21 protein-coding genes, 1 pseudogene and 1 riboswitch are annotated in these 19,848 nt (G+C 32.9%); of the genes and pseudogenes, 11 read left to right on the top strand and 11 right to left on the bottom strand.

From position 1 onward, the window contains the following. Positions 1-114: 114 nt before the first annotated feature. Positions 115-1,395: a cation:dicarboxylate symporter family transporter gene (locus BN1372_RS06395; RefSeq protein WP_062198011.1), complete on the bottom strand. Its 1,281-nt coding sequence runs from the start codon at positions 1,393-1,395 to the stop codon at positions 115-117. A 182-nt stretch (positions 1,396-1,577) separates the two neighbouring features. On the opposite strand from BN1372_RS06395, the gene BN1372_RS06390 reads away from it, so the two are divergent. Then, positions 1,578-2,849 (top strand): sensor histidine kinase, encoded by a 1,272-nt coding sequence (locus BN1372_RS06390; protein ID WP_062198010.1) that lies wholly within the window; start codon positions 1,578-1,580, stop codon positions 2,847-2,849. Beyond that, the gene (locus BN1372_RS06385) at positions 2,846-3,757 is read left to right on the top strand and encodes a response regulator (RefSeq protein WP_062198009.1); all 912 of its coding nucleotides are present in this window, start codon (positions 2,846-2,848) and stop codon (positions 3,755-3,757) included. Before BN1372_RS06390 ends, BN1372_RS06385 begins: the two co-directional genes overlap by 4 nt. A 42-nt stretch (positions 3,758-3,799) precedes the next feature. Here the strand turns inward: BN1372_RS06385 and BN1372_RS06380 are convergent, their stop codons facing one another. Continuing rightward, positions 3,800-4,198 carry a hypothetical protein gene (locus BN1372_RS06380; protein ID WP_062198008.1) on the bottom strand — a complete coding sequence of 133 codons (399 nt, stop codon included), beginning with the start codon at positions 4,196-4,198 and terminating at the stop codon, positions 3,800-3,802. Between the two features lie 298 nt (positions 4,199-4,496). Here BN1372_RS06380 and BN1372_RS15845 point away from each other — a divergent pair, with 298 nt between their 5' ends. The 4 genes and pseudogenes from BN1372_RS15845 (at position 4,497) to BN1372_RS15830 (ending at position 5,843) form a co-directional block, all read left to right on the top strand. Beyond that, positions 4,497-4,724, top strand: coding sequence for a hypothetical protein (locus BN1372_RS15845; RefSeq protein WP_407656477.1), 228 nt, complete (start codon positions 4,497-4,499; stop codon positions 4,722-4,724). Further along, entirely contained in the window at positions 4,685-4,909 is a 225-nt protein-coding gene (locus BN1372_RS15840) for a transposase (RefSeq protein WP_407656446.1), read from the top strand. Before BN1372_RS15845 ends, BN1372_RS15840 begins: the two co-directional genes overlap by 40 nt. Then, positions 4,884-5,354, top strand: coding sequence for a hypothetical protein (locus BN1372_RS15835; RefSeq protein ID WP_407656444.1), 471 nt, complete (start codon positions 4,884-4,886; stop codon positions 5,352-5,354). The genes BN1372_RS15840 and BN1372_RS15835 overlap by 26 nt, the downstream gene beginning before the upstream one ends. 15 nt (positions 5,355-5,369) lie before the next feature. Next, positions 5,370-5,843: pseudogene (locus BN1372_RS15830) on the top strand (transposase). Positions 5,844-5,944: 101 nt separating this feature from the next. Here the strand turns inward: BN1372_RS15830 and BN1372_RS06370 are convergent. Genes BN1372_RS06370 through BN1372_RS06360 form a run of 3 tightly spaced genes read right to left on the bottom strand, consistent with a single transcriptional unit; the run spans position 5,945 to position 8,132 of the window. Continuing rightward, entirely contained in the window at positions 5,945-6,715 is a 771-nt protein-coding gene (locus tag BN1372_RS06370) for a tyrosine-protein phosphatase (protein ID WP_062198007.1), read from the bottom strand. Positions 6,716-6,734: 19 nt separating this feature from the next. Next, positions 6,735-7,436: a CpsD/CapB family tyrosine-protein kinase gene (locus BN1372_RS06365; RefSeq protein WP_062198006.1), complete on the bottom strand. Its 702-nt coding sequence runs from the start codon at positions 7,434-7,436 to the stop codon at positions 6,735-6,737. Between the two features lie 15 nt (positions 7,437-7,451). Next, positions 7,452-8,132, bottom strand: coding sequence for a YveK family protein (locus BN1372_RS06360; RefSeq protein ID WP_062198005.1), 681 nt, complete (start codon positions 8,130-8,132; stop codon positions 7,452-7,454). A 259-nt stretch (positions 8,133-8,391) separates the two neighbouring features. Continuing rightward, positions 8,392-8,569, top strand: a riboswitch (cobalamin riboswitch). Positions 8,570-8,685: 116 nt separating this feature from the next. Between BN1372_RS06360 and BN1372_RS06355 the strand changes: the two genes are divergently transcribed. The 4 genes from BN1372_RS06355 (at position 8,686) to BN1372_RS15150 (ending at position 13,620) form a co-directional block, all read left to right on the top strand. After that, positions 8,686-10,884: a ribonucleoside-diphosphate reductase subunit alpha gene (locus tag BN1372_RS06355; protein WP_062198004.1), complete on the top strand. Its 2,199-nt coding sequence runs from the start codon at positions 8,686-8,688 to the stop codon at positions 10,882-10,884. Positions 10,885-11,030: 146 nt separating this feature from the next. Then, positions 11,031-12,056, top strand: a complete 1,026-nt coding sequence (locus tag BN1372_RS06350) for a ribonucleotide-diphosphate reductase subunit beta (protein ID WP_062198003.1) — start codon at positions 11,031-11,033, stop codon at positions 12,054-12,056. Between the two features lie 189 nt (positions 12,057-12,245). Beyond that, positions 12,246-13,145 carry an LCP family glycopolymer transferase gene (locus tag BN1372_RS06345; protein WP_062198002.1) on the top strand — a complete coding sequence of 300 codons (900 nt, stop codon included), beginning with the start codon at positions 12,246-12,248 and terminating at the stop codon, positions 13,143-13,145. A gap of 313 nt (positions 13,146-13,458) precedes the next feature. Further along, positions 13,459-13,620, top strand: coding sequence for a hypothetical protein (locus tag BN1372_RS15150; RefSeq protein ID WP_154662973.1), 162 nt, complete (start codon positions 13,459-13,461; stop codon positions 13,618-13,620). Between the two features lie 23 nt (positions 13,621-13,643). Here the strand turns inward: BN1372_RS15150 and BN1372_RS06340 are convergent, their stop codons facing one another. The 4 genes from BN1372_RS06340 to BN1372_RS06325 form a co-directional block, all read right to left on the bottom strand. After that, entirely contained in the window at positions 13,644-14,051 is a 408-nt protein-coding gene (locus BN1372_RS06340) for a PaaI family thioesterase (protein WP_062198001.1), read from the bottom strand. Between the two features lie 57 nt (positions 14,052-14,108). Continuing rightward, positions 14,109-15,701, bottom strand: a complete 1,593-nt coding sequence (locus BN1372_RS14940) for a polysaccharide deacetylase family protein (RefSeq protein ID WP_062198000.1) — start codon at positions 15,699-15,701, stop codon at positions 14,109-14,111. 122 nt (positions 15,702-15,823) lie between these two features. Further along, positions 15,824-16,096, bottom strand: a complete 273-nt coding sequence (locus tag BN1372_RS06330; RefSeq protein ID WP_062197999.1) for a hypothetical protein — start codon at positions 16,094-16,096, stop codon at positions 15,824-15,826. A 470-nt stretch (positions 16,097-16,566) separates the two neighbouring features. Then, positions 16,567-18,087 (bottom strand): coiled-coil domain-containing protein, encoded by a 1,521-nt coding sequence (locus BN1372_RS06325; protein WP_062197998.1) that lies wholly within the window; start codon positions 18,085-18,087, stop codon positions 16,567-16,569. Positions 18,088-18,305: 218 nt separating this feature from the next. Here BN1372_RS06325 and BN1372_RS06320 point away from each other — a divergent pair, with 218 nt between their 5' ends. Beyond that, a complete protein-coding gene (locus tag BN1372_RS06320) occupies positions 18,306-18,536 on the top strand; it encodes a hypothetical protein (RefSeq protein WP_062197997.1) in 231 nt (76 codons plus the stop codon). Between the two features lie 62 nt (positions 18,537-18,598). Here BN1372_RS06320 and BN1372_RS06315 read toward each other — a convergent pair whose 3' ends face one another. After that, positions 18,599-19,186: a DUF3501 family protein gene (locus BN1372_RS06315; protein ID WP_062197996.1), complete on the bottom strand. Its 588-nt coding sequence runs from the start codon at positions 19,184-19,186 to the stop codon at positions 18,599-18,601. A 184-nt stretch (positions 19,187-19,370) separates the two neighbouring features. After that, positions 19,371-19,802 carry a rubrerythrin family protein gene (locus BN1372_RS06310; protein ID WP_062197995.1) on the bottom strand — a complete coding sequence of 144 codons (432 nt, stop codon included), beginning with the start codon at positions 19,800-19,802 and terminating at the stop codon, positions 19,371-19,373. Positions 19,803-19,848 lie beyond the last annotated feature (46 nt).

The raw sequence follows: 19,848 nt of genomic DNA, 5'->3' as shown, positions 1-19,848 counted from the left end.
CATTAGGATAATACCTAGCGAGTTGAAGTGTAAGACTTCCTACTGTTCATACAGGATAAGAAAGATATAACAGAAAAAATTCTCTTTACCATTTGGTAAAGAGAATTTTTTCTGTTATGCCACTACTCTATTCTCCTTTAATTCTGCCACATACTTTTCTGCTTTCTCTGTATCGAACTGGCCTTCCCATTTTGCCATGACGACTGTTGCAAGTGAGTTCCCCATCACGTTCACAACGGTTCTAGCCATATCCAAAATACGGTCTACTCCTGCAATAAATGCTAGGCCTTCAAGTGGAATACCGACAGCTCCAAGCGTTGCTAATAATACAACAAACGACACACCGGGTACACCAGCAATCCCTTTTGCTGTGACCATTAATACGAGAATTAATGTTATTTGTGATGTAATGGACATTTCAATCCCATACATTTGAGCAATAAATAATGCTGCTATTGCTTGATACAGTGTAGAACCATCAAGATTAAATGAGTATCCCGTTGGAACGACAAAAGAAGTAATGGATTTCGGAACACCGAAGCGCTCCATTTTTTCCATGATTTTTGGTAAAACAGTTTCCGAACTAGCTGTAGAATATGCCAAAATTATTTCATCTTTTAAAATTGTCATCATTGTAAAAATGCTTGTCTTACATATCTTAGCAACTACACCTAATACAACAATAATGAAAAAAATCATCGCCCCGTAAACTGTTATCACTAATTTCCCTAAAGGAATTAATGAACTTATACCAAATTTTGATATCGTTACTCCGATCAGCCCAAACACACCAATCGGGGCAAATTTCATAATTTGATTAGTCACCCAAAACATTGCAGAGGAAACCCCTTCAAGAAATGTAATAATAGGGCGACCTTTTTCACCAATAGACGCAACTCCTAATCCGAAGAAAACGGAAAAGAAAATAATTGCAAGCATGTCGCCTTCTGCAACAGATTGAAAGAAGTTCGTTGGTACAATATGAATAAAAGTATCCATAATTCCTTTTTGTTCTTGGTCCTCAGCAGTTTTCACATAGCTTTGAATGTCTGTTTTTTGCAATTGATCTTTATCAACATCTGCACCTGGTTGAACAATATTTGCAATGACTAAACCTAGAATAATCGCAAATGTCGTAATAATTTCGAAGTATAAAATAGTTTTTCCACCTAATTTACCGAGTTGCTTCATATCTCCTACATTTGCAATTCCGACAATTAATGTAGAAATAACAATCGGCACAACAATCATTTTAATGAGTCGAATAAAAATATCACCAAGCGGTTGAAGAAAAACTTCTACTTTTGGATTCCCGTAAAAAATAGCCCCTACTATAATACCGAGAATAAGTCCGATGACAATTTGCCATGCAAGACTAATACGAAATTTTCGCATCCCCACACACCCTTTCTAGTCTATAATGGTATAGAATGTTGTTTCGTAGTTATAGTGTAAGCGCATCCCTACACAAAACTACAAAAACTAACAGATGATTATTAATTTTTTAAAAAAAAGAGAGAAATTTTACCCTTTTGGTAAATTACTAAATAGAATGTATGGGTACAGGGGCGATATCGATGAATGATAAAAAGTTGTTAATGATTATGATTATAACGGTTGCCATTGTGAGCGAATTAAAATTTTATCCTTTTTCTGATTCGTTTCGTGTTAGCCTTGGCACAGTCGTATTCTTTTGCTTTTTACTACGAATTAAAACGATTTCTCCCATTCTTTCAGGCTTTTTAACAGGGGGATTTATCGTCCTTTTCCGGATGGTACTAGAAGTAACCTTGTTTTCTTCTTCTATAGAAAACGCCTTTATGCTCCACTATCCTGCTTTTTTTTATTACGTCGTTTTTTCATTGTTTTATTCGTTATTAAACATTTCATCATTTTATAATCGTCCGCTGTTTATCGGTTTATTTGGTACATTGACAGAGGTACTTGCTAGCGTTAGCGAAATGATTGTTCGATATGCTGGAGTAGACAAAACGATTGATATATTATCGATGGAACAGTTATTTATCATTGCATTTATTCGTAGCTTTTTTATGCTCGGTTTTTATAATATGGTCATTATCCGAGAAATTCGTCTAGAAAAAGAAAATGAAGAAAAACGGAATAATCAAATGATGCTTCTTATTTCTTCTTTATATGAAGACACCATACAATTAAAAAAAACAATGAAAAATACAGAAGTTACGACAAAGTTAGCGTACGAATTTTACCAGAAATTAAAAGAGGAGCAACTTCCTACCCTTTTATATCAACAAGCTTTGAAGCTTGCTGGATTAGTACATGAAATCAAAAAAGATAACCAACGATTGTATGCCAGTCTATCAAAATTAATGATGAAAGAAAAAACAGAGGAATATTATACGTTAGAAGATATTATCCAAATGATTATTCGTGCCAATCATCATTACGCACAAATGCTACATAAAAACATTCAATTTGAAAAATATGTAGAACCGATAAAAGAACGGTATTATCCCTTTACTATCCTTTCTTTACTAAATAATCTCGTAGCAAATTCCGTAGAATCGATTGAAAAAGAAGGAGCGGTTTCAATCATCATCAAACAAACAGAAGATACAATCGTTTTTAATGTGTATGATAATGGACCAGGGATTTCTAAAAAGCGACAAAACCTTATCTTTGAACATGGCTTTACTACAAAATATGATAAAGAAGGGAACGCCTCAACAGGCATCGGATTGTCTTTTGTACAATTGTTGGTCGAAGAACTAAATGGGTCTATCTCCTTTCAATCGAATCCTGAATTAAGAAATACCATTTTTACCATTTCTATGCCGATTACATCATTTAAAAAGGAGGACACAATTTGAGGTACTTTATCATAGATGATGATCCCGCTATTCGCGCTATGTTGATTGAAATAATCGAAGAAGAAGACTTAGGTGAAGTAGTTGGGGAAGCAGAAGACGGTTCCATGGTGGATAGTGATTTTTTAACACTAAAAAAAGTTGATATTGTATTAATGGATCTTTTAATGCCTATTCAAGATGGCCTAGAAACAATAAAACGATTAATTCCTCATTTTAATGGAAAATTCGTGATGATTTCTCAAGTAGAAACAAAAGAATTGATTGGAAAAGCCTATGTACTCGGAATTGAGTATTATATTACTAAACCGTTAAATCGTCTAGAAATTACCGGGGTTTTAAAAAAGGTCAAGGAACGAATGCTCCTTGAAAAATCATTACTAGGCATTCAAGAATCGTTAAACTTAATTACAAAAACAAAAGAGCCGTCTTATCCAAAAGAATCCAGTAAGCAGCTTTTAAAAGCAGGTAACTATTTATTATCAGATTTAGGTATGATTGCCGAAAGCGGAAGTAAAGACTTATTAGATATATTAGAAATTTTATATGAACAAGAACAATCGTCCCAATATCATTTCACCTTCCCAACATTAAAACAATTATACGATGATCTAGCAACATTACACCTCCCAATTCAAGCAACCGAAAGTGAACTACAAAAAGAAAGAAAGGCAAGTGAACAGCGCATAAGGCGGGCTGTTTATCAAGGATTATCTCATGTTGCATCACTCGGACTTACAGATTTTTTAAATCCTAAGTTTGAAGCATATGCATCAAAATTTTTTGATTTTCCTGAAGTTCGTAAAAAAATGTTAGAACTCCAAGGAAAAACAGAACACCTCCAATATCGAGTAAATATCAAAAAATTTATTCAAGTCCTTTATATCGAAGCAAAACATTTAATTGAATAAAAAAAGACGAGTTGTCCCATAAATGAGACAACTCGTCTTTTTTTAAGATGCATGTTCTACTAAAAACTGTTGGATAAATGCTGTACATTCTGTTTCTAGCTTCTCCATATTTTCTTCATACAAAATGCCTATCAAAGAAAATAAATGTTTTTTACATTCATAAATCGGAATATACATTTGTTTTTGAACATCGGTATCTTCTGCGGATCCAATTGCAATCCACACTCTCGAACGGTAGTTTTTGGTAAATGGATCACTTTCTTTACTTCCCGGTGTAAAATCACCATAATCACGCACTAATGTAAGAATCATTTCATATCCATGACTTTGGACTGGGGATATATATTTAAAAAAATATTGCGTTAATTGTTTTTCTATTTTCTTTTCTATTTTTTCAATACGTTTTTTTAATACAGGATGAAATTGTTGAAACTTTTGCATTTGCTTCACCACTTCACTAGTTTTTATTAATTATTATCATACATGGTTTTAGCAAAAATGCATGCATTTTGTGAAAGATGTAACATAAAATTCATAGTTCAACATTTCGTCAAATTTTTTCGTGCATTTTTAGTTGAAAAAAATGAGGCTGGGACAAAACACTCCTCTGAACTGAAAAAGCCAGTGAAATTTTACGTTGAGTAAAAATTTCACTGACTTTATTTTTTTATCAAAAAAAGGACACTTTCTGATAAAATTAAGTTACCAGACAAAAATTCAAACAGAAAGAAGTGTTCTTTTGTTTAAAAATTATAACATGAATCAATTAATTTTTCCTTTAAATATAGAAGTAAAACTTCAAAATAATGATATTGCCTTCCCCATCCATCATTTAGTTGAAAGTATTCCGGAAGAAGCAATCGAACCATTTCTTCGAAATACGGGTTGTCCTGCTTATCATCGACGCATGATGTTAAAAATTATCTTATGTGCTATACGCAATCTGTTTTTTCAGGGCGTAAAATAGAAGCACTTTTAAAAGACATTCTTCGTATGATGTGGCTAGCTCAAGGTTATGAACCAAGCTATCGCACCATTAACCGTTTTCGTGTTCATCCTGAAGTAAAAGAATTAATTCGCCAGTGTTTCGTTCAATTTCGCTGCCAGCTTGGTACAAGAAAAATTGATGGAACAAGAAGCGATTTTTATTGATGGCACAAAGATTGAAGCGAATACGAATAAATTTACATTTGTTTGGAAGAAAGCAATTGAAAAATATCACAACAGTTTAATCGAAAAGTCGAACCAGCTATACGATGAACTTCTTGAGAAAGAAATCATACCAGAAATCGAACGAGAAAATAAAAAACAATTATCAATAGAAGAACTCTCTCAAATGGTTCAAAAAGTGGATAAAGTTGTTTCTGAGTATAATCAAAAAATTGAAACATCGTCAGATGTGACAGAACGAAAAGCGCTAAGAAGGGAACGAAAGTTTCCAAAACAAGCTTACAAACAATTAGTGGGCTATACCGTACGTAAACAGAAATATGAACGAGACTTTGAAATTTTCGGCGTGCGTAATAGCTATTCCAAGACCGATCATGATGCAACGTTTATGCGAATGAAAGATGATTATATGAAAAATGGTCAATGAAAGCCTGGTTATAATATCAAAGTCGCAACTGAAGGTCAGTACGCACTTGCCTATAGTATTTTTTCGGATCCAACGGATACACGCACACTCATTCCATTTTTAGATGAAATCGAACAACATTATTTCGAATTATCAAAGCATATCGTCGCAGATGAAGGATACGGTAGTGAACAAAATGATGATGATATCCTTTCAAATCGTAAACGGGAACCTTTAATCACTTATAACATGTATGTAAAATAAAAGAAGAAAATTAATGGTGAATGAAAAATGGGAACAACAAAAAGAATATGTGAGAGCGCAGCTTTCAGAAAAAAAACAGGGGCTATTTATCGTCAACGTAAGATTGACATAGAACCAGTTTTTGGATTCTTGAAGGCTAATTTGCGTTTTACTCGATTTTCTGTCCGAGGAAAATCGAAGGTTGAAAATGAAATGGGCCTTGCATTAATGGCCGTGAATATGCGGAAATTCACGTCCATTAACTAAAAGATATAAAGATTCATATAAAAAATAGCTAAAAGTGAAATGGAGTGAGCTCAATTTCACTTTTTGCATTTTTTGAAGCTCGTTATGTCCCAGCCTCATTTTTAGAAAATGCCTAATATTTTTTTTCGTTTAATTTTAGAACTACGTAATACTGAAACTTCTTGCCCGTTCACCATTTTTTCAGCATTTTCATACAATTCCATCGTTTTTTGTTTCCCACAATGTTTATCTACATGTGCGATTGCTTGTTGAATATTAAATGGTCTAGTTGTCAAATTATGCGCGTCAGAAGCTAAAAAATGAGCTAAATTATGCTGCAACAAGTCAATGGAGAACTTTTGGATTTTGCGACCAAAACCTCCCGTCACACTTGTTGTAGTGACTTGAGAAAGTGCACCAATTTGAATAAACTCAAACAAAATGTCAGGATTCTCAATAATTTTTTTATTTCGTTCTGGATGAGCAATAATCGGCGTAATACCTTTAATCATTAATTCGTATAAAATACTTTCTGCATAATCTGGTACATCATGATGTGGAAATTCTATTAATGCATACTTTAGTCCATTCACATATGTCAACAAATCGCCTGTTTCTTTTTCTAATTCAGCCATTAAATCAGCAAAAATACGAATTTCTTGTCCAGGTACAACTTGAATCGATAAGCCTTGTTCCTCTATCCATTCATTTACTTCTTTCACAAATGGTATGATTTCTTGACGACGATTTGAGAAATGGCGATCGTAATGCGGAGTTGCAACAATTGTATGAACTCCTTCCTCGATTGCTTGTTTTAACATCGCTAGTGTTTCTTCTTTCGTCTGTGCCCCATCGTCAATCCCATATAAAATATGACAATGGATATCTATCATTGATAATTCCTACTTTCTATTATTTTTTACTTCCGTAATAGTAATAATATTCGCCTGATTTCATTTCTTTACGGTTTAAAATGACACCTAAAAATTTACCAGATGAATTTTTTAATACTTCTTTTGCTTTCATCGCACCCTCTATTTCAGTAGACCCACTTGCTACTACAAGTGCTGTAGCATCACAAATGTTAGCTAAAATTTGCGCATCTGCAACAGCTAACAACGGAGGGGTATCGAAAAAAATCATATCAAACTCTTCTTTTAAATGTTCTACGAATTTTTCCATCGTCACAGAACTTAATAATTCTGCTGGATTTGGTGGAATTGGTCCACTAGGTAAAACGTATAAATTAGGAATCTCTGTTTCCCGAATTGCATCCTCTTTTGTTAGTTGTTTGGTTAACACTTGCACAATTCCACTAGAGTTACTAACTTTGAACGTATAGTGCACTGTTGGTTTACGTAAGTCTGTATCAATTAACAAAACTTTTTTTCCTTGTTGTGCAAATACAATCGCTAGATTTGCAATCGTTGTTGATTTTCCTTCTGATGGATTCACAGATGTAATCATTATTGTTTGAATCGCTTCGTCCACTGATGAGTAATCAATACTTGTTCGAATAGCTCGATATTGTTCCGAAATCGGTGATTTCGGTTCGACTTGTGTAATTAATTGTCTAGATTTTTTTATGTATGTTGATTTTTCTTTTCGTTTCATTCACTATTCATCCTTTTAATTATCCATTTTTGCAATAACCCCTAAAACGGGCGCTTCTAAATTTTTCATAATATCATCTTCAGTTTTAATTGTATTATCTAAATACTCTAATAAAAATGCTAATCCTATTGCTAACATTAATCCAACTACTAAGCCAATTGCCATATTTAATAACGGTTTAGGCTTCACTGGTGAAGGATCTTCTCCGGCTTTGGCTTTTGATAAAATATTTACATTATTCACATTCATAATGTTTGAAATTTCATTTTTAAATGTTTCCGCTACCGTGTTTGCAATTAATGCTGCTCTTTCGGGATCAGTATCATTAACTACTACATTTACTACTTGTGAATTTTGTTCGCTTGTTACTTCTAATTGTGCTCCTAATTCATCCGATGTCATATTTAATCCTAGTTCCTTATTCACCTTATCTAAAATCGTAGGACTTTTTATAATAACACTATATGTATTAATTAATTCTACATTTGTTCTTACTTGGTTCACATCTAATGTCGGTTGATTTGAATCTTGCGATTGATTAATTAAAATTTGTGTGGAAGCTTGATATACAGGTGTGATAAAAAAGTATGTAACTACACCCGTTACTAATACTGCAAATAACGTAATAAAAACAATTAATTGAAATCGTTCTTTTAACGTTTCAAAAATTTCTTTCAAACTAATAGTTTCTTCCATTACCTTCTCTCCTATACGTTTCTTTCTATTTTTCAATATATAAAGTAAATAAACCTTTCATTTTCAAAAAATAATAAAAGGTAATAAACATTTTGCACTAGTATATTCATAACATATTTTTTACATTAAGAAAAGATATTTCTAAATCATCCATTAGAAATCCGCATTTTATTTTTTTCAGACTTGCAATATGAAAAAAAGTTCTATAAAATGAAATCAAATGAAGTATCACTATATATAGTCATTACCCATAAATATTATACCTATATTTAGTATTGGCACTCATTTAGTGAGTTTAAAAGGGAATTCAGTGAAAAGCTGGAGCTGTCCCCGCAACTGTATAGCTGACAGTTTGAACAATCCACTGTTTTAAAACGGGAAGGGTTCAAATTTGGATGAAGCTAAGCCAGGAGACCTACCAATCTAAACAGTTTTATCCTTCGGGAGTTAAGCGATAAAACGGCAAAGATTCTATACTGTTTTTTTGTCGTTTTATGCTCAATTCCAAATGGAATTGAGCTTTTTTCATTATACCATAGAAAGGTTGAAAAAAATGACACATTTTTTCACAGATCATAATTTGAATGAATTTTTACATTTTGCATTCCATGACTTTCCGTCTTTAAACAAAGAAAAATTTATAGAAGAAGTAAATATACAAATAACTCCTTCCTTAACAGAAAAAGAAATATTACAACTAATGATTCGCACAGCTGTTGAAAAAACAACGATGGAAGAAACCGAATGGGAATGGGTTAGTTCCCGAATCTTGCTACAAGCACTTTATGCCCAATATTCTACTTCCTCCCCTTATGACAACTTTTTTAATCATGTATCCTCGTTAGTTCAAAAGGGATTGTATGGAGATTACTTATTAGAAGCATATACAGAGGTTGCAATCGACGAACTTGGTTCTTACATAAATCCAGAACGGGATCTGCTGTTCCGCTACAGTGGACTTTCTTTATTCACAAAACGTTATCTCGTTCGTGATTTTGAAGGAAAACTAAGGGAATTGCCTCAACATCGTTTCATGACGATTGCCATGCATTTAGCTTCTAAAGAAAAGGACAACGTGTACTGGGCAAAACAATTTTATGATGTGTTATCAAAACTGGAAATTACCGTCGCAACTCCAACACTTGCTCATGCTGGTCGTCCTTTTCATCAACTTTCTAGCTGTTTTATTGACACAGCTGAAGATAGTTTGTGGAACATTTATCATACCGACCAGTCTTTTGCTCAAGTTTCCAAGTATGGTGGAGGCATGGGAATTTATGTAGGAAAATTACGTGCTCGTGGCTCTAGTATTCGTGGATTTAAGGGAGTAAGCGCTGGGATTATTCCTTGGATTCGTAACTATAACAATACAGCCGTTGCCGTCGATCAATTAGGAATGCGCAAAGGTGCTGTTGCAATCTATTGCGATATTTGGCATTATGATATTTTAGAATTTTTACAATTAAAGACAAATAATGGCGATGATCGTTTAAAAGCTCACGATATTTTTCCTGGTGTATGTATTCCAGACATCTTTATGGAAAAAGTGATCCAACGAGAAAATTGGTATTTATTTGACCCATATGAAGTAGAACAAGAAATGGGCTTTCGTTTAGAAGATTGTTACGATGATGACGAAGAAAAAACATTTACAAATCGTTATTTAGCCTGTGTGGAAAATGAACGATTACGAAAAAAAGAAATCCCTGCTATCGACATTATGAAAATGATTATGAAAAGTGCCTTTGAAACAGGTACACCTTTCATCTTTTATCGTGACACCGTTAACCGATTAAATCCAAATAAACATGAAGGCATGATTTATTGTTCTAACCTATGTACAGAAATTATGCAAAATATGCGTGCAACAGAATTTATTTCGGAAACATTAGAAGATGGTGTCATTGTGACAAAAACAAAACCAGGTGATTTTGTTGTTTGTAACTTATCCTCTATTAACCTTGGGAAAGTAGAAACAGAAGAAGATTTAAAACGAATTTTAGAAGTAGAAATACGAATGCTTGATAATGTGATTGATTTGAACGATTATCCTGTCCCACAAGCAAAAGTGACCAATCAAAAGTATCGTGCCATTGGGGTTGGAACAAGTGGATACCATCATCATTTAGTGAAAAAGAAAATTGCTTGGGAATCCGAAGAACATCTAGCATATGCAGATCAACTTTATGAAAAAATTTCATATTATGCCATTCAGGCATCAAATAAACTAGCTCGTGAAAAAGGAGCATATCCTTTATTCAACGGAAGTGATTGGGAAAATGGGAACTATTTTACCCAAAGAAATTACGAGGATGAAAAGTGGACAACCTTAAAAGAACAAGTTAAAAAGAACGGATTGCGTAATGCCTATATCATGGCTGTAGCTCCTACCTCTTCTACTTCCTTAATCGCAGGAACAACTGCAAGTATTGACCCATTATTTGCAAAATTTTTCGTAGAAGAGAAAAAAGATGGATTAATTCCTCAAGCTGCACCAGATTTAACACCTGAAACAACATGGTATTACAAAGAAGCACATACCATTGACCAATTTTGGTCAATCAAAGCCGCTGGTCGTCGCCAAAAACATCTGGATCAAGCACAAAGTTTTAACTTATACATTACACCTACGATTTCTGCACGGGATTTTCTTCAATATTATATCGAAGCATGGAAAAATGGGCTTAAAACAATTTATTATGTCCGAAATCGCACGGTGGAAATTGATGAATGTATTAGTTGTTCTTCTTGATAAATGTCAGCATTTCTCGTTATCTCCATTTCGGATGAAGTGGAGATACCTTTTACCATTGTATCTTCTCCTTTTTCATGAAGATACGGGTTATTTATCCAGGTAATCTTATATCACTTATCTTACGAAAGGAAGCGTTTACTAAAATGGAACAAAAACGATTATTTAACGAAACAGGCGAACGAGGGACATCCTCTCTCATTGGTGGGAACTCCACTAATTTACGAGAATGGAACCGAATCAAATACAGTTGGGCTCATTCTTTATATCGATTAATGTTAAACAACTTTTGGATTCCTGAAGAAATTTCCTTAAACCAAGATGTAAGTCAATTTCCAACTTTAACAGCAGCGGAACGACGTGCTTTTGATAAAGTAATTTCTTTCCTTAACTTTTTAGACTCTATTCAATGTGAAAACTTACCGCAATTAGCCGATTATATTACAGCACCAGAAGTAACAAGTTTATTAAATATCCAAACATTTCAAGAAGAAATTCATGCACAAAGTTATAGTTATATTTTAGATACGGTTTGTTCCCCCGAAGCTAGAAATGCAATTTATGATGAATGGCGAAATGATCCTGTTTTGTTTGAGCGCAATAAATTTATTGCGGATGAATATCAAAAATTTGTAGATAAACCTACGGAAGAAAATTTTGTTCATACGTTAATGGCCGATTATTTATTAGAAGCGATTTATTTTTATAATGGATTTGCTTTTTTCTATTCGCTTGCACGAAATGGAAAAATGACAATGACCGCAACGTTAATTAAATACATTCAACGTGATGAAGAAACACATGTTGCCTTATTTAGTAACATGATTCATGAATTAAAAAAGGAGCGCCCTGATTTATTTGATGAAAAGATGATTACATACCTAGAAAATATGATGAAAAAAGCGGTCGAACATGAGATTAATTGGGGAAAACATTTTGCACAAAATGAACTTTTAGGATTAACAGATGAAGTCATTGAGCGATATATTCGTTACTTATCGAATCAACGAATGCGCAGCTTAGGTTTCCGAGAGCTATATCCAGAAGTGAAAGAGCATCCAATGAAATGGGTCGAAAGTTTCAAACGAATCAATGAAACCAAAACAGACTTTTTTGAACAAAAAGTAACGAGTTATACGAAATCAAGTGGCCTCGATTTTAGTGATTTATAAAAAAAATCATAAAAAAGATTAATTTTTCCTTCTCTTTCCTATATAATGTATATGTCGTGCATCTATCCTTATGACTAACTTTACAAAAAAGGATACTCTTCCTACGCATGAAAGAAAATGTTGGATGTTTAGATATACGTTCACAATTCTTTCAAACTATAAACCAGGAAAGAAAGGACTATTTTTGCCATGAAAAAGAAAATTCTTATTACTATTTTTTCTATTATCGGCGTTCTTGTAGTTAGCATTGTTGGTTATGGTATCTATGTATATAACAATTTAACAAATACAGCTGACCAAATACATAAACCAATTGATCGCCAATCAACGAAACGTTCAGGGGAAGTAAATTTAAACAATAAAGATTCTGTTGGGATTTTATTATTAGGTGTAGACCAACGCCCTGGCGATCGTGGACGTTCTGATACGATGATTTATGTGACTGTTAATCCAAAAACAAATAGTGCGAAAATGATTAGTATACCTCGTGATACCCGTACGTTACTTGTTGGACGAAATACACAAGACAAAATTAACCATGCCTATGCGTTTGGCGGTGTAAAAATGTCTATGGATTCTGTCGAACATTTATTAGATGTTCCTGTTGACTATTATGTACAAGTGAATATGGAAAGTTTTAAAGACATTGTCGATGCGGTGGGCGGCGTAGATGTCAATAGCAGTTTTTCTTTCAACTATGATGGCGCACAATTTCAAGAAGGAAATATTCATTTAGATGGAGAAAAAGCGCTTAAATATGTACGAATGCGCTATGAAGATCCTCAAGGGGATTTTGGTCGTCAAGAACGGCAACGTCAAGTAATCCAAGGAATTGTCGATAAAGCCATTTCTTTAAACACGATTACAAAAGTGGATGATATTTTAAAATCCATTGGAAATAACGTTCAAACAAATTTAACGTTAGAAGAAATGCAAAAATTCCAGAAAGATTATGCGACTGCCAGAAATAATATTGAAACATTACAATTAAAAGGACAAGGAACAAAAATAGATAGAGTATATTACTTTATTCCAGATGAAACTAGCCTTAATGATGTACAACAAACCTTAAAAACTAGCCTAGAATAATACGTTTAAAATCCACCTTGTGACTGCAAGGTGGATTTTTGTATTTACTTGTTGAATTCAGATACATGTATAGCTTCAATGAAATTTTTGATAAGCAATTCTAATTATTTTATTGTAGTCATACGATGATGTAGATAACAAGAAAGAGAGGATAAAAAAAGATAGATGTAAGGCACATCTATCTGGTTATTTTTTTTTAATTTGTGAATTTTATCAAAATTTATTTACTTATTGTACAAAGGCTTGTATAGTAAAAGTAAGGAAGGATAAATACATTTATCCTTATTGAAAAATCCTAAAGGAGCTGATACACATGCGTAAAACTGTTCAAGCAATGTTTCAAGCCAAAGGATTAGTCATCACAGAAAAAGATATTTTAAATCTCGCTGACAAGTGGAAAATCATCGTTCGAGACCTTCAACTACAAAAACCTTTGACTAAAAAACAAGTTAAAGTGCCAATAGTCCATAAATAAAAGCATGGAGAAAATCCATGCTTTTATTTTTTCTCTTTTTGTATAATCATAAAACTTGCTGATCCAGTGACGAGTAAGCGATCATCACTATAAATGGTTGCTTCTAAAAAGGCCATTCGTTTCCCACGTTTAATGACTTTTCCTTTTCCAATTAATTTTCCTTCTTTTGCAGCACTTAAATAATGTAACGATAAATCAACAGTGACAGCATTTTCTTCTTCTGACATGGTAGATGCAACAGCACTTGCCATTGCCATATCAATTAATGTTCCTAAAATGCCACCATGTACTGTGCCATACATTTGTTTTACTTTATCCATTACATTCATCTCTACCATACTTTCTCCATCTTGTGCATATTGAATGCTGGCACCAAGAAAGTCCCAAATAGGACCATTTTCTAATTGCTTTGCACGACTATGTATTATCATTCCATTTCCTCCTCCATTTCTTTCATTCAATACCATATTAGCTTAGATTCTTTTTTCTTACCGTGGAAAAATAAATGGGGTCATCGTTTCATTTAATGGTTCTAATTGATATCCTGATTTTTGTAACCTTTCGATTAACTCTGGTAATGCTTCTGTTGTTACTTGTCGATCATGAAGCAGAATAATAGGTGATTGCCCTTTTTCTTCTATTCGTTGCACTTGTGCCATGGTAGCTTCAATAAATTGATTGTTTTTATAACGCCAATCATTACTATCCACATTCCAATCCCAAAGTAGCATCTCGTGCTCCTCGACAGCTTGAATATATTCTGGCTTCATATGTGGGATACTACCATAAGGAACTCGAATCAAATGACTTTTCACTCCACTCACTTGTTCAATTGTGTCTAATCCTTGCTGCATCTCGTACACAACAGAATCTTTCGATGCATACACCAATGCTTTATTATGACTAACACTATGAGAGCCTACCGCATTCCCATCTTCTATCATTTTTTTTATGATTTTTGGATACTCACGAATGTGTGGTTCTAACATAAAAAATGTTGCCTTTGCATCATGTTGATTTAATATATTTAATAGTTTTTCCGTTGTCTCTGTCGGTCCATCATCAAATGTTAAATAGGCAACCTTCGTTTTTTCTTGACTAACAGATTCAAATGGAAGATAACCGACCTCTCCATTTTCTAAGTTCATTTTAAACCATATTTCATTTTTTGCATTGATTACTTCTTCTTCTGGCATTACTTCTGTATTAAAAGATAGATGATTGATTACTTCTGCATTTTTTGATGGCTTTCTAACAATTGGTACTCTATCTTCATGGATAAATACCGAATACGTTACATTCATTTTTTTTGCGGTTTCTTTTTTAGGAACAAAACCATCTTCCCCATCAATATTTACTTTATACCAAGTAGCCCCATTCTGATCCTTCTCTACTTTCTTCACATATAGTCGATTTCCTTCTTTTAATGAAGTAATAGTTTCAGATGACTTATTTTTTTCTTTTTTTACATTTAATGAGTGTTTTACAAATACGATAGATTGATGTATTAATGTCTCATCATTGGCAATGTGAATCATAGAAAGCGGGAGCCAACCTTCTTCCTTTTTCGAAACAACGTTAACCCATACTTCCCCTTGTTTATTTTTAGTAATAGACTTAGTAGTAATGTTCGTTTCTCCTGGCATCTCTTTTTTTACCTTAGCATCAAAAGAAGGTTTTTCTTTCAATGAAAGTAATGTTTTTGGAATCAGCACAATACCTTTTACTTGACGAAATTCTAAACAGTCATTTAAAACCCATCCTTCTAAATCACCATCTGTGACATATGACCAATCATTCCCGTCTTGCTTTCTTCCTTCTTTTATAATAAACAGTTGAACATCTTTTTCAAGGAAACTAATCCGTTCTGCGCGTGTTGATGGATTCATAAAAACAGCAGTTTCAGCTTTTACGGTTGCCGCTTCTAATGGCGGTTGTTTATCGTCTTGAAAAAAGCTCATGACGATTAAAATACAGATAAAAAAGAAAACACTACCACTAAGAAAAAATAATGTCGTTTTATCTTTTTGATTTCGCTTTTTTCTTTTTTTCACTACAATCGACTTTCTTTTCGTTGCCATATCTTTTTTCCCTCTCTGCTTCCAACTTTACTCTATAATAAATGACGAATGCACTAATTCGATAGTTCCAAGAAATAAAAAAGGAAAATTCGTGTGGACACGAATTTTCCTTTTTATCTTCTCTAAAAATATTTTTCAGCCATTCTCTCTGTTTTTTTCATTTCGATTAGTAATTTGTCATTGTAACTATCTGCTTCTCGTAAAAAAATTTTAGATCCATCTTCTATATTAAGTGCTTCGATTGTAAGGTTCGAATTTGGTTGATTTTCTACTCTATTTAAAGCTTTTTCATATTTTTCAAGTAATGTTGGAAATAGCCCGCCATCAACATAGCTACATCGTTCACGCAACATATCGACTACTTTCTCTAATTGGTTTGTAAACTCTTGCGCCATCGATATAACCCCCTTCTAACCTCCTTGGTCGCTTCTGTTATATAACAATATATCACTTTTTAAAAAAGATGTCACTGTTTTTTAAAAATTTTCTAAAAATATTTTATTTTTTCACTATTTCCAAAAACACATAGAAGCATTAGAGATTCTCCTGCTCATACTAATTCTAAAAGAGTTTTCGCTAATGATGAAAAAAGAAGTATTCAATAAAAAGTCTTCCATATATAGGAAATTTTTTCTCCTGCTTATGATTAGATGCACTTATCCATCTTTTACGAGTTGTTTGATTCCCTATTTTCCCATATTTTGGTCTTACCTTAATATTTTGAAGTGGGTGTCTTACGCCCGTTAACAAAGGATAAAAGAAAAAGAATTTTCTCCGATTTTGATAAAAAAACCTTCTCTTGGTTTATCCTTTTTCGAGAAAAATCTCTCTTCCCTAGCTCATTAAATAGTTTTCCCCAGTCTGTCTATTCATATTCTTTCTTTTTCAGGGCTTCCGATTGAATATAAAATTGTTGTTCTATCGTTTTTTTATGTTCTTGGATTTGCTCTATTTTTACCTTTATTGCTTGCATTTGTTCTTCTAAATCAGCCATTTGTTCTTTTTTTTGTTCAATTTGTTCGTTGATTTCTTTCTGTTTTAATACAGATTGATGGTATTGTCCAATTTTTTTTCCACAAATACCTGATGGTTCATGCTCAATTAAATGCAAAATAATTTTTTCTTCTACTTGATCAATATCTTGTTGCATTTTTCGTTTATAATTTAATTTTTCAATTGGTAAAAATAATTTTCCCAATCCTTTTCTCTCGACACCCGGATTCATGGGATTTTCTAAGTCTTCTAGTAATAACTTTCTTTTCGTTAATAGACTGGTAAGTAATAAATCATTTGCTTGTAACGGAATATTATTTTCTTGAATAGCTCGATACAATTGCTTGATTCGGACATCTTGTTGTTGATCAATTTCTTTAAATTCATCTATTAAATGAGAAATTTGTTGATAAACATGTTCTTTTTCTTCTAATAAATTGGCGCTTTCCTTTTCTAATTCGTTTATTTGTTCCGATAGTTTTTCTAGATTATGTTGTACTTCAGAATAAGCATCTAATAATTGTTGTGTCCCTAGCTTTTCTATCATTGGTGCTCCAAGAAGGACAATTTCTGAAATAAAAACAGGCAATAACAATTCACGTAATGCTTGCTTTTCTCCGTGTACGATTACTTCTTTATTCATTTTTAACCAATGTGGAAAAGCAGCAAATTCAATTTCAATAAGAAATGGACGATTTGTGGGCTCCATTGTTTCCGACTCTGTTATTTCTTTATACGAAAATTCATTTAAAAAATTCATGATTTTTTTCATTAATGTAAAATCATCATCTGTTTGAATAGCGTCATGAAACAATGGATAACTGCCGTTTTCTTTCATTATATGATTAATATCTGATAACATTAAATGACGCCATTTTTTATACTCCTCTTTGTCTGATTGATTAGATAACTCCACTAAAAAGCGTTTTAATACAGCAAGAAAATATTCTTTTGCATTTTTTTCTAATGTTTCATACCAGTCATCTACCCATTCACAACGTTTTTTTAATTGGTATTGCATGATGTCTGTAACATTCTTTCCTTTATAACTCTCATCTGATTCCATCATTAATTCGTTTACTTGCTCAATTAATACAAAAAATAATTCTTGAACATCTTCTTCTGTTTGTAATTGATACACTTCAATGCCTAAAAAATCAGCTAATTCTAATAAAAACTGAAGTTGAAGAGTAGAATCAGGAATTTCTTTATATGCATCCGTCGATTGTTCTACCTTTTCCATTATCATCTCAATACTATCCGCTTGACCTAAAGCATATCGTAATCGTGATTGCCATAAGTTTTGGAATGATAAATGATGGAACCAAGCATATAATATTCGAAGTGTGCGTCCTCGCGTATGTAAAAAAGATTGCATTAAAATATTTTGCATAAAATCACCCTACTTGAACAATTTATTATCCGGAAATGAAACTATATTTTTTCATTTTCATTGTGCTACAACTCGATAAGATAGCTTCATTGTAACAAAAAATAGAAATAATAGATAGAAGAAACGAAAAAAGGCCAGATAATGAACATTATGTATTTTTCCTTTTCTTTTTGTACAAATCATTGTATGTTAATACTAAAAGAATGGAGGCGAAACAGTTGCACGAACAGAAAAAAAAGTTAATGATTGAATTATTGCAATCTTTACATAGTGATCCAACAAAACAAAAGAAAATAAGCTATGATGAGTTACATCAACATGACGTATTAAAAGACGCCATCGATTTTATGAAAAAGAAACATTTAATTACAGTAGAAGAAACGGAGCAAGCAATTATCATTACGATAGATATTGATGGGGAAGCTTATTTAGCGATTAATGTTTTTTGATAGGTAGAAGCATTTCACTGTTGCAACAAAAGAAATCGACAAGCTGCCACTTGTCGATTTCTTTAGTTTCCACTTAATTCTTTTTGTAAACTTTCTACTGTTGCTTTTGGAAGAATTTCTTCTGATTGAAAATTAGGATGTGAAACTTTCACTAGTACGTCTCCTGAATAGGCGATAAATTTTTCTTTTTGTTCTTCTGTAAATGGAATACGTAAATAATGAACGGATTGTGTATAATGATCATCCTCTTCTTCCCCATCTTCTGGTTCATAAGAAATTACCTTTTCATCACCAAATGCTAACTCAATGTGATTTTCAATTCCAACAATTGTTTTGTTAAATTGGCGCAGTTCTAATTGATTTGGAATTTCAACAAAAAATGTCATACTTAATTCGTTATCTGCAGGCACTAATTCATTATACACTTCCAACATTTCGTTCATATAATCTTCATCTTCTATTTGTTCTGCACGAATCATTTCCATAATCTGATACCAAATAGATAAACGAGTCTCAAATAACCCACTCATTTTATCATTAATTCGAATTCGTCGAATTTTCTTTTCTTTAATCACTTCTTTTAAAAAGCGATCAGCTACTTTAGCATATTCTTTATGAGATTGTAAATCTTCACGAGCGATTGGTTTCATATCGCGGCCTCCTCCGTAAATAATAGTTATTTATTTGCAACATTGAACAGTAATGTTTTACCCTAAACATACATAAAACATAAATGCATAGGAACCATATTCGTATCTTTATTATTTGAGATTCCTTATCATTTACTTAGATAAAAAAAGGCTGCCCTAAAAGCAGCCTCTTTATTCTTTTTTATTACTCAGCTAAGTTAGCTAAGATTTTTTTGAATGTGTTAGCATGTGCTTTTTCAGATTTAGCCATTACTTCAAACCATTCAGCGATATCTTCAAAACCTTCTTCACGAGCTACTTTGGCAAAGCCTGGGTACATTTCAGAGAATTCATACTCTTCACCAGCGATAGCTGATTTTAAGTTGTTTTCAGTTGTTCCTACTGGAAGGTCTGTAACTGGGTCACCAGCACCATATTGAACTAATTTGTCAAAATGACCAAAAGCATGTGCTGTTTCACCATGGCTAATGCGTTCGAATGCAGCAGAAACGTCTGCTAATCCTTCTGTATCCGCTTGTTTAGCGAAATAAATGTAACGACGGTTTGCTTGTGATTCACCTGCGAATGCTGCTTTTAAATTTGCTAATGTTTTTGTGCTTTCTAATTTGTTTGCCATTTTTAAAATCCTCCCCTTAAATAATTGTATCTAGTTAATAATTATT

It is taken from the genome of Massilibacterium senegalense (genome assembly GCF_001375675.1).
Taxonomy (GTDB): domain Bacteria; phylum Bacillota; class Bacilli; order Bacillales; family Massilibacteriaceae; genus Massilibacterium; species Massilibacterium senegalense.
The sequence above is the reverse complement of the archived record's forward strand: the minus strand, read 5'-3'. Positions and strand labels throughout refer to the sequence as shown.

Bases quoted from the DNA above. Each gene is read 5' to 3' on its own strand.
- BN1372_RS06380 (WP_062198008.1), bottom strand. From the start codon at position 4,198: ATGCAAAAGTTTCAACAATTTCATCCTGTATTAAAAAAACGTATTGAA.
- BN1372_RS06365 (WP_062198006.1), bottom strand. From the start codon at position 7,436: ATGAAACGAAAAGAAAAATCAACATACATAAAAAAATCTAGACAATTA.
- BN1372_RS06310 (WP_062197995.1), bottom strand. From the start codon at position 19,802: ATGGCAAACAAATTAGAAAGCACAAAAACATTAGCAAATTTAAAAGCA.
- BN1372_RS15835 (WP_407656444.1), top strand. From the start codon at position 4,884: ATGGAACAAGAAGCGATTTTTATTGATGGCACAAAGATTGAAGCGAAT.
- BN1372_RS06330 (WP_062197999.1), bottom strand. From the start codon at position 16,096: ATGGCGCAAGAGTTTACAAACCAATTAGAGAAAGTAGTCGATATGTTG.
- BN1372_RS15840 (WP_407656446.1), top strand. From the start codon at position 4,685: ATGTGCTATACGCAATCTGTTTTTTCAGGGCGTAAAATAGAAGCACTT.
- BN1372_RS06395 (WP_062198011.1), bottom strand. From the start codon at position 1,395: ATGCGAAAATTTCGTATTAGTCTTGCATGGCAAATTGTCATCGGACTT.
- BN1372_RS06390 (WP_062198010.1), top strand. From the start codon at position 1,578: ATGAATGATAAAAAGTTGTTAATGATTATGATTATAACGGTTGCCATT.
- BN1372_RS06355 (WP_062198004.1), top strand. From the start codon at position 8,686: ATGACACATTTTTTCACAGATCATAATTTGAATGAATTTTTACATTTT.
- BN1372_RS06325 (WP_062197998.1), bottom strand. From the start codon at position 18,087: ATGCAAAATATTTTAATGCAATCTTTTTTACATACGCGAGGACGCACA.
- BN1372_RS06315 (WP_062197996.1), bottom strand. From the start codon at position 19,186: ATGAAACCAATCGCTCGTGAAGATTTACAATCTCATAAAGAATATGCT.
- BN1372_RS14940 (WP_062198000.1), bottom strand. From the start codon at position 15,701: ATGGCAACGAAAAGAAAGTCGATTGTAGTGAAAAAAAGAAAAAAGCGA.
- BN1372_RS06370 (WP_062198007.1), bottom strand. From the start codon at position 6,715: ATGATAGATATCCATTGTCATATTTTATATGGGATTGACGATGGGGCA.
- BN1372_RS06340 (WP_062198001.1), bottom strand. From the start codon at position 14,051: ATGATAATACATAGTCGTGCAAAGCAATTAGAAAATGGTCCTATTTGG.
- BN1372_RS06345 (WP_062198002.1), top strand. From the start codon at position 12,246: ATGAAAAAGAAAATTCTTATTACTATTTTTTCTATTATCGGCGTTCTT.
- BN1372_RS06350 (WP_062198003.1), top strand. From the start codon at position 11,031: ATGGAACAAAAACGATTATTTAACGAAACAGGCGAACGAGGGACATCC.
- BN1372_RS15150 (WP_154662973.1), top strand. From the start codon at position 13,459: ATGCGTAAAACTGTTCAAGCAATGTTTCAAGCCAAAGGATTAGTCATC.
- BN1372_RS06360 (WP_062198005.1), bottom strand. From the start codon at position 8,132: ATGGAAGAAACTATTAGTTTGAAAGAAATTTTTGAAACGTTAAAAGAA.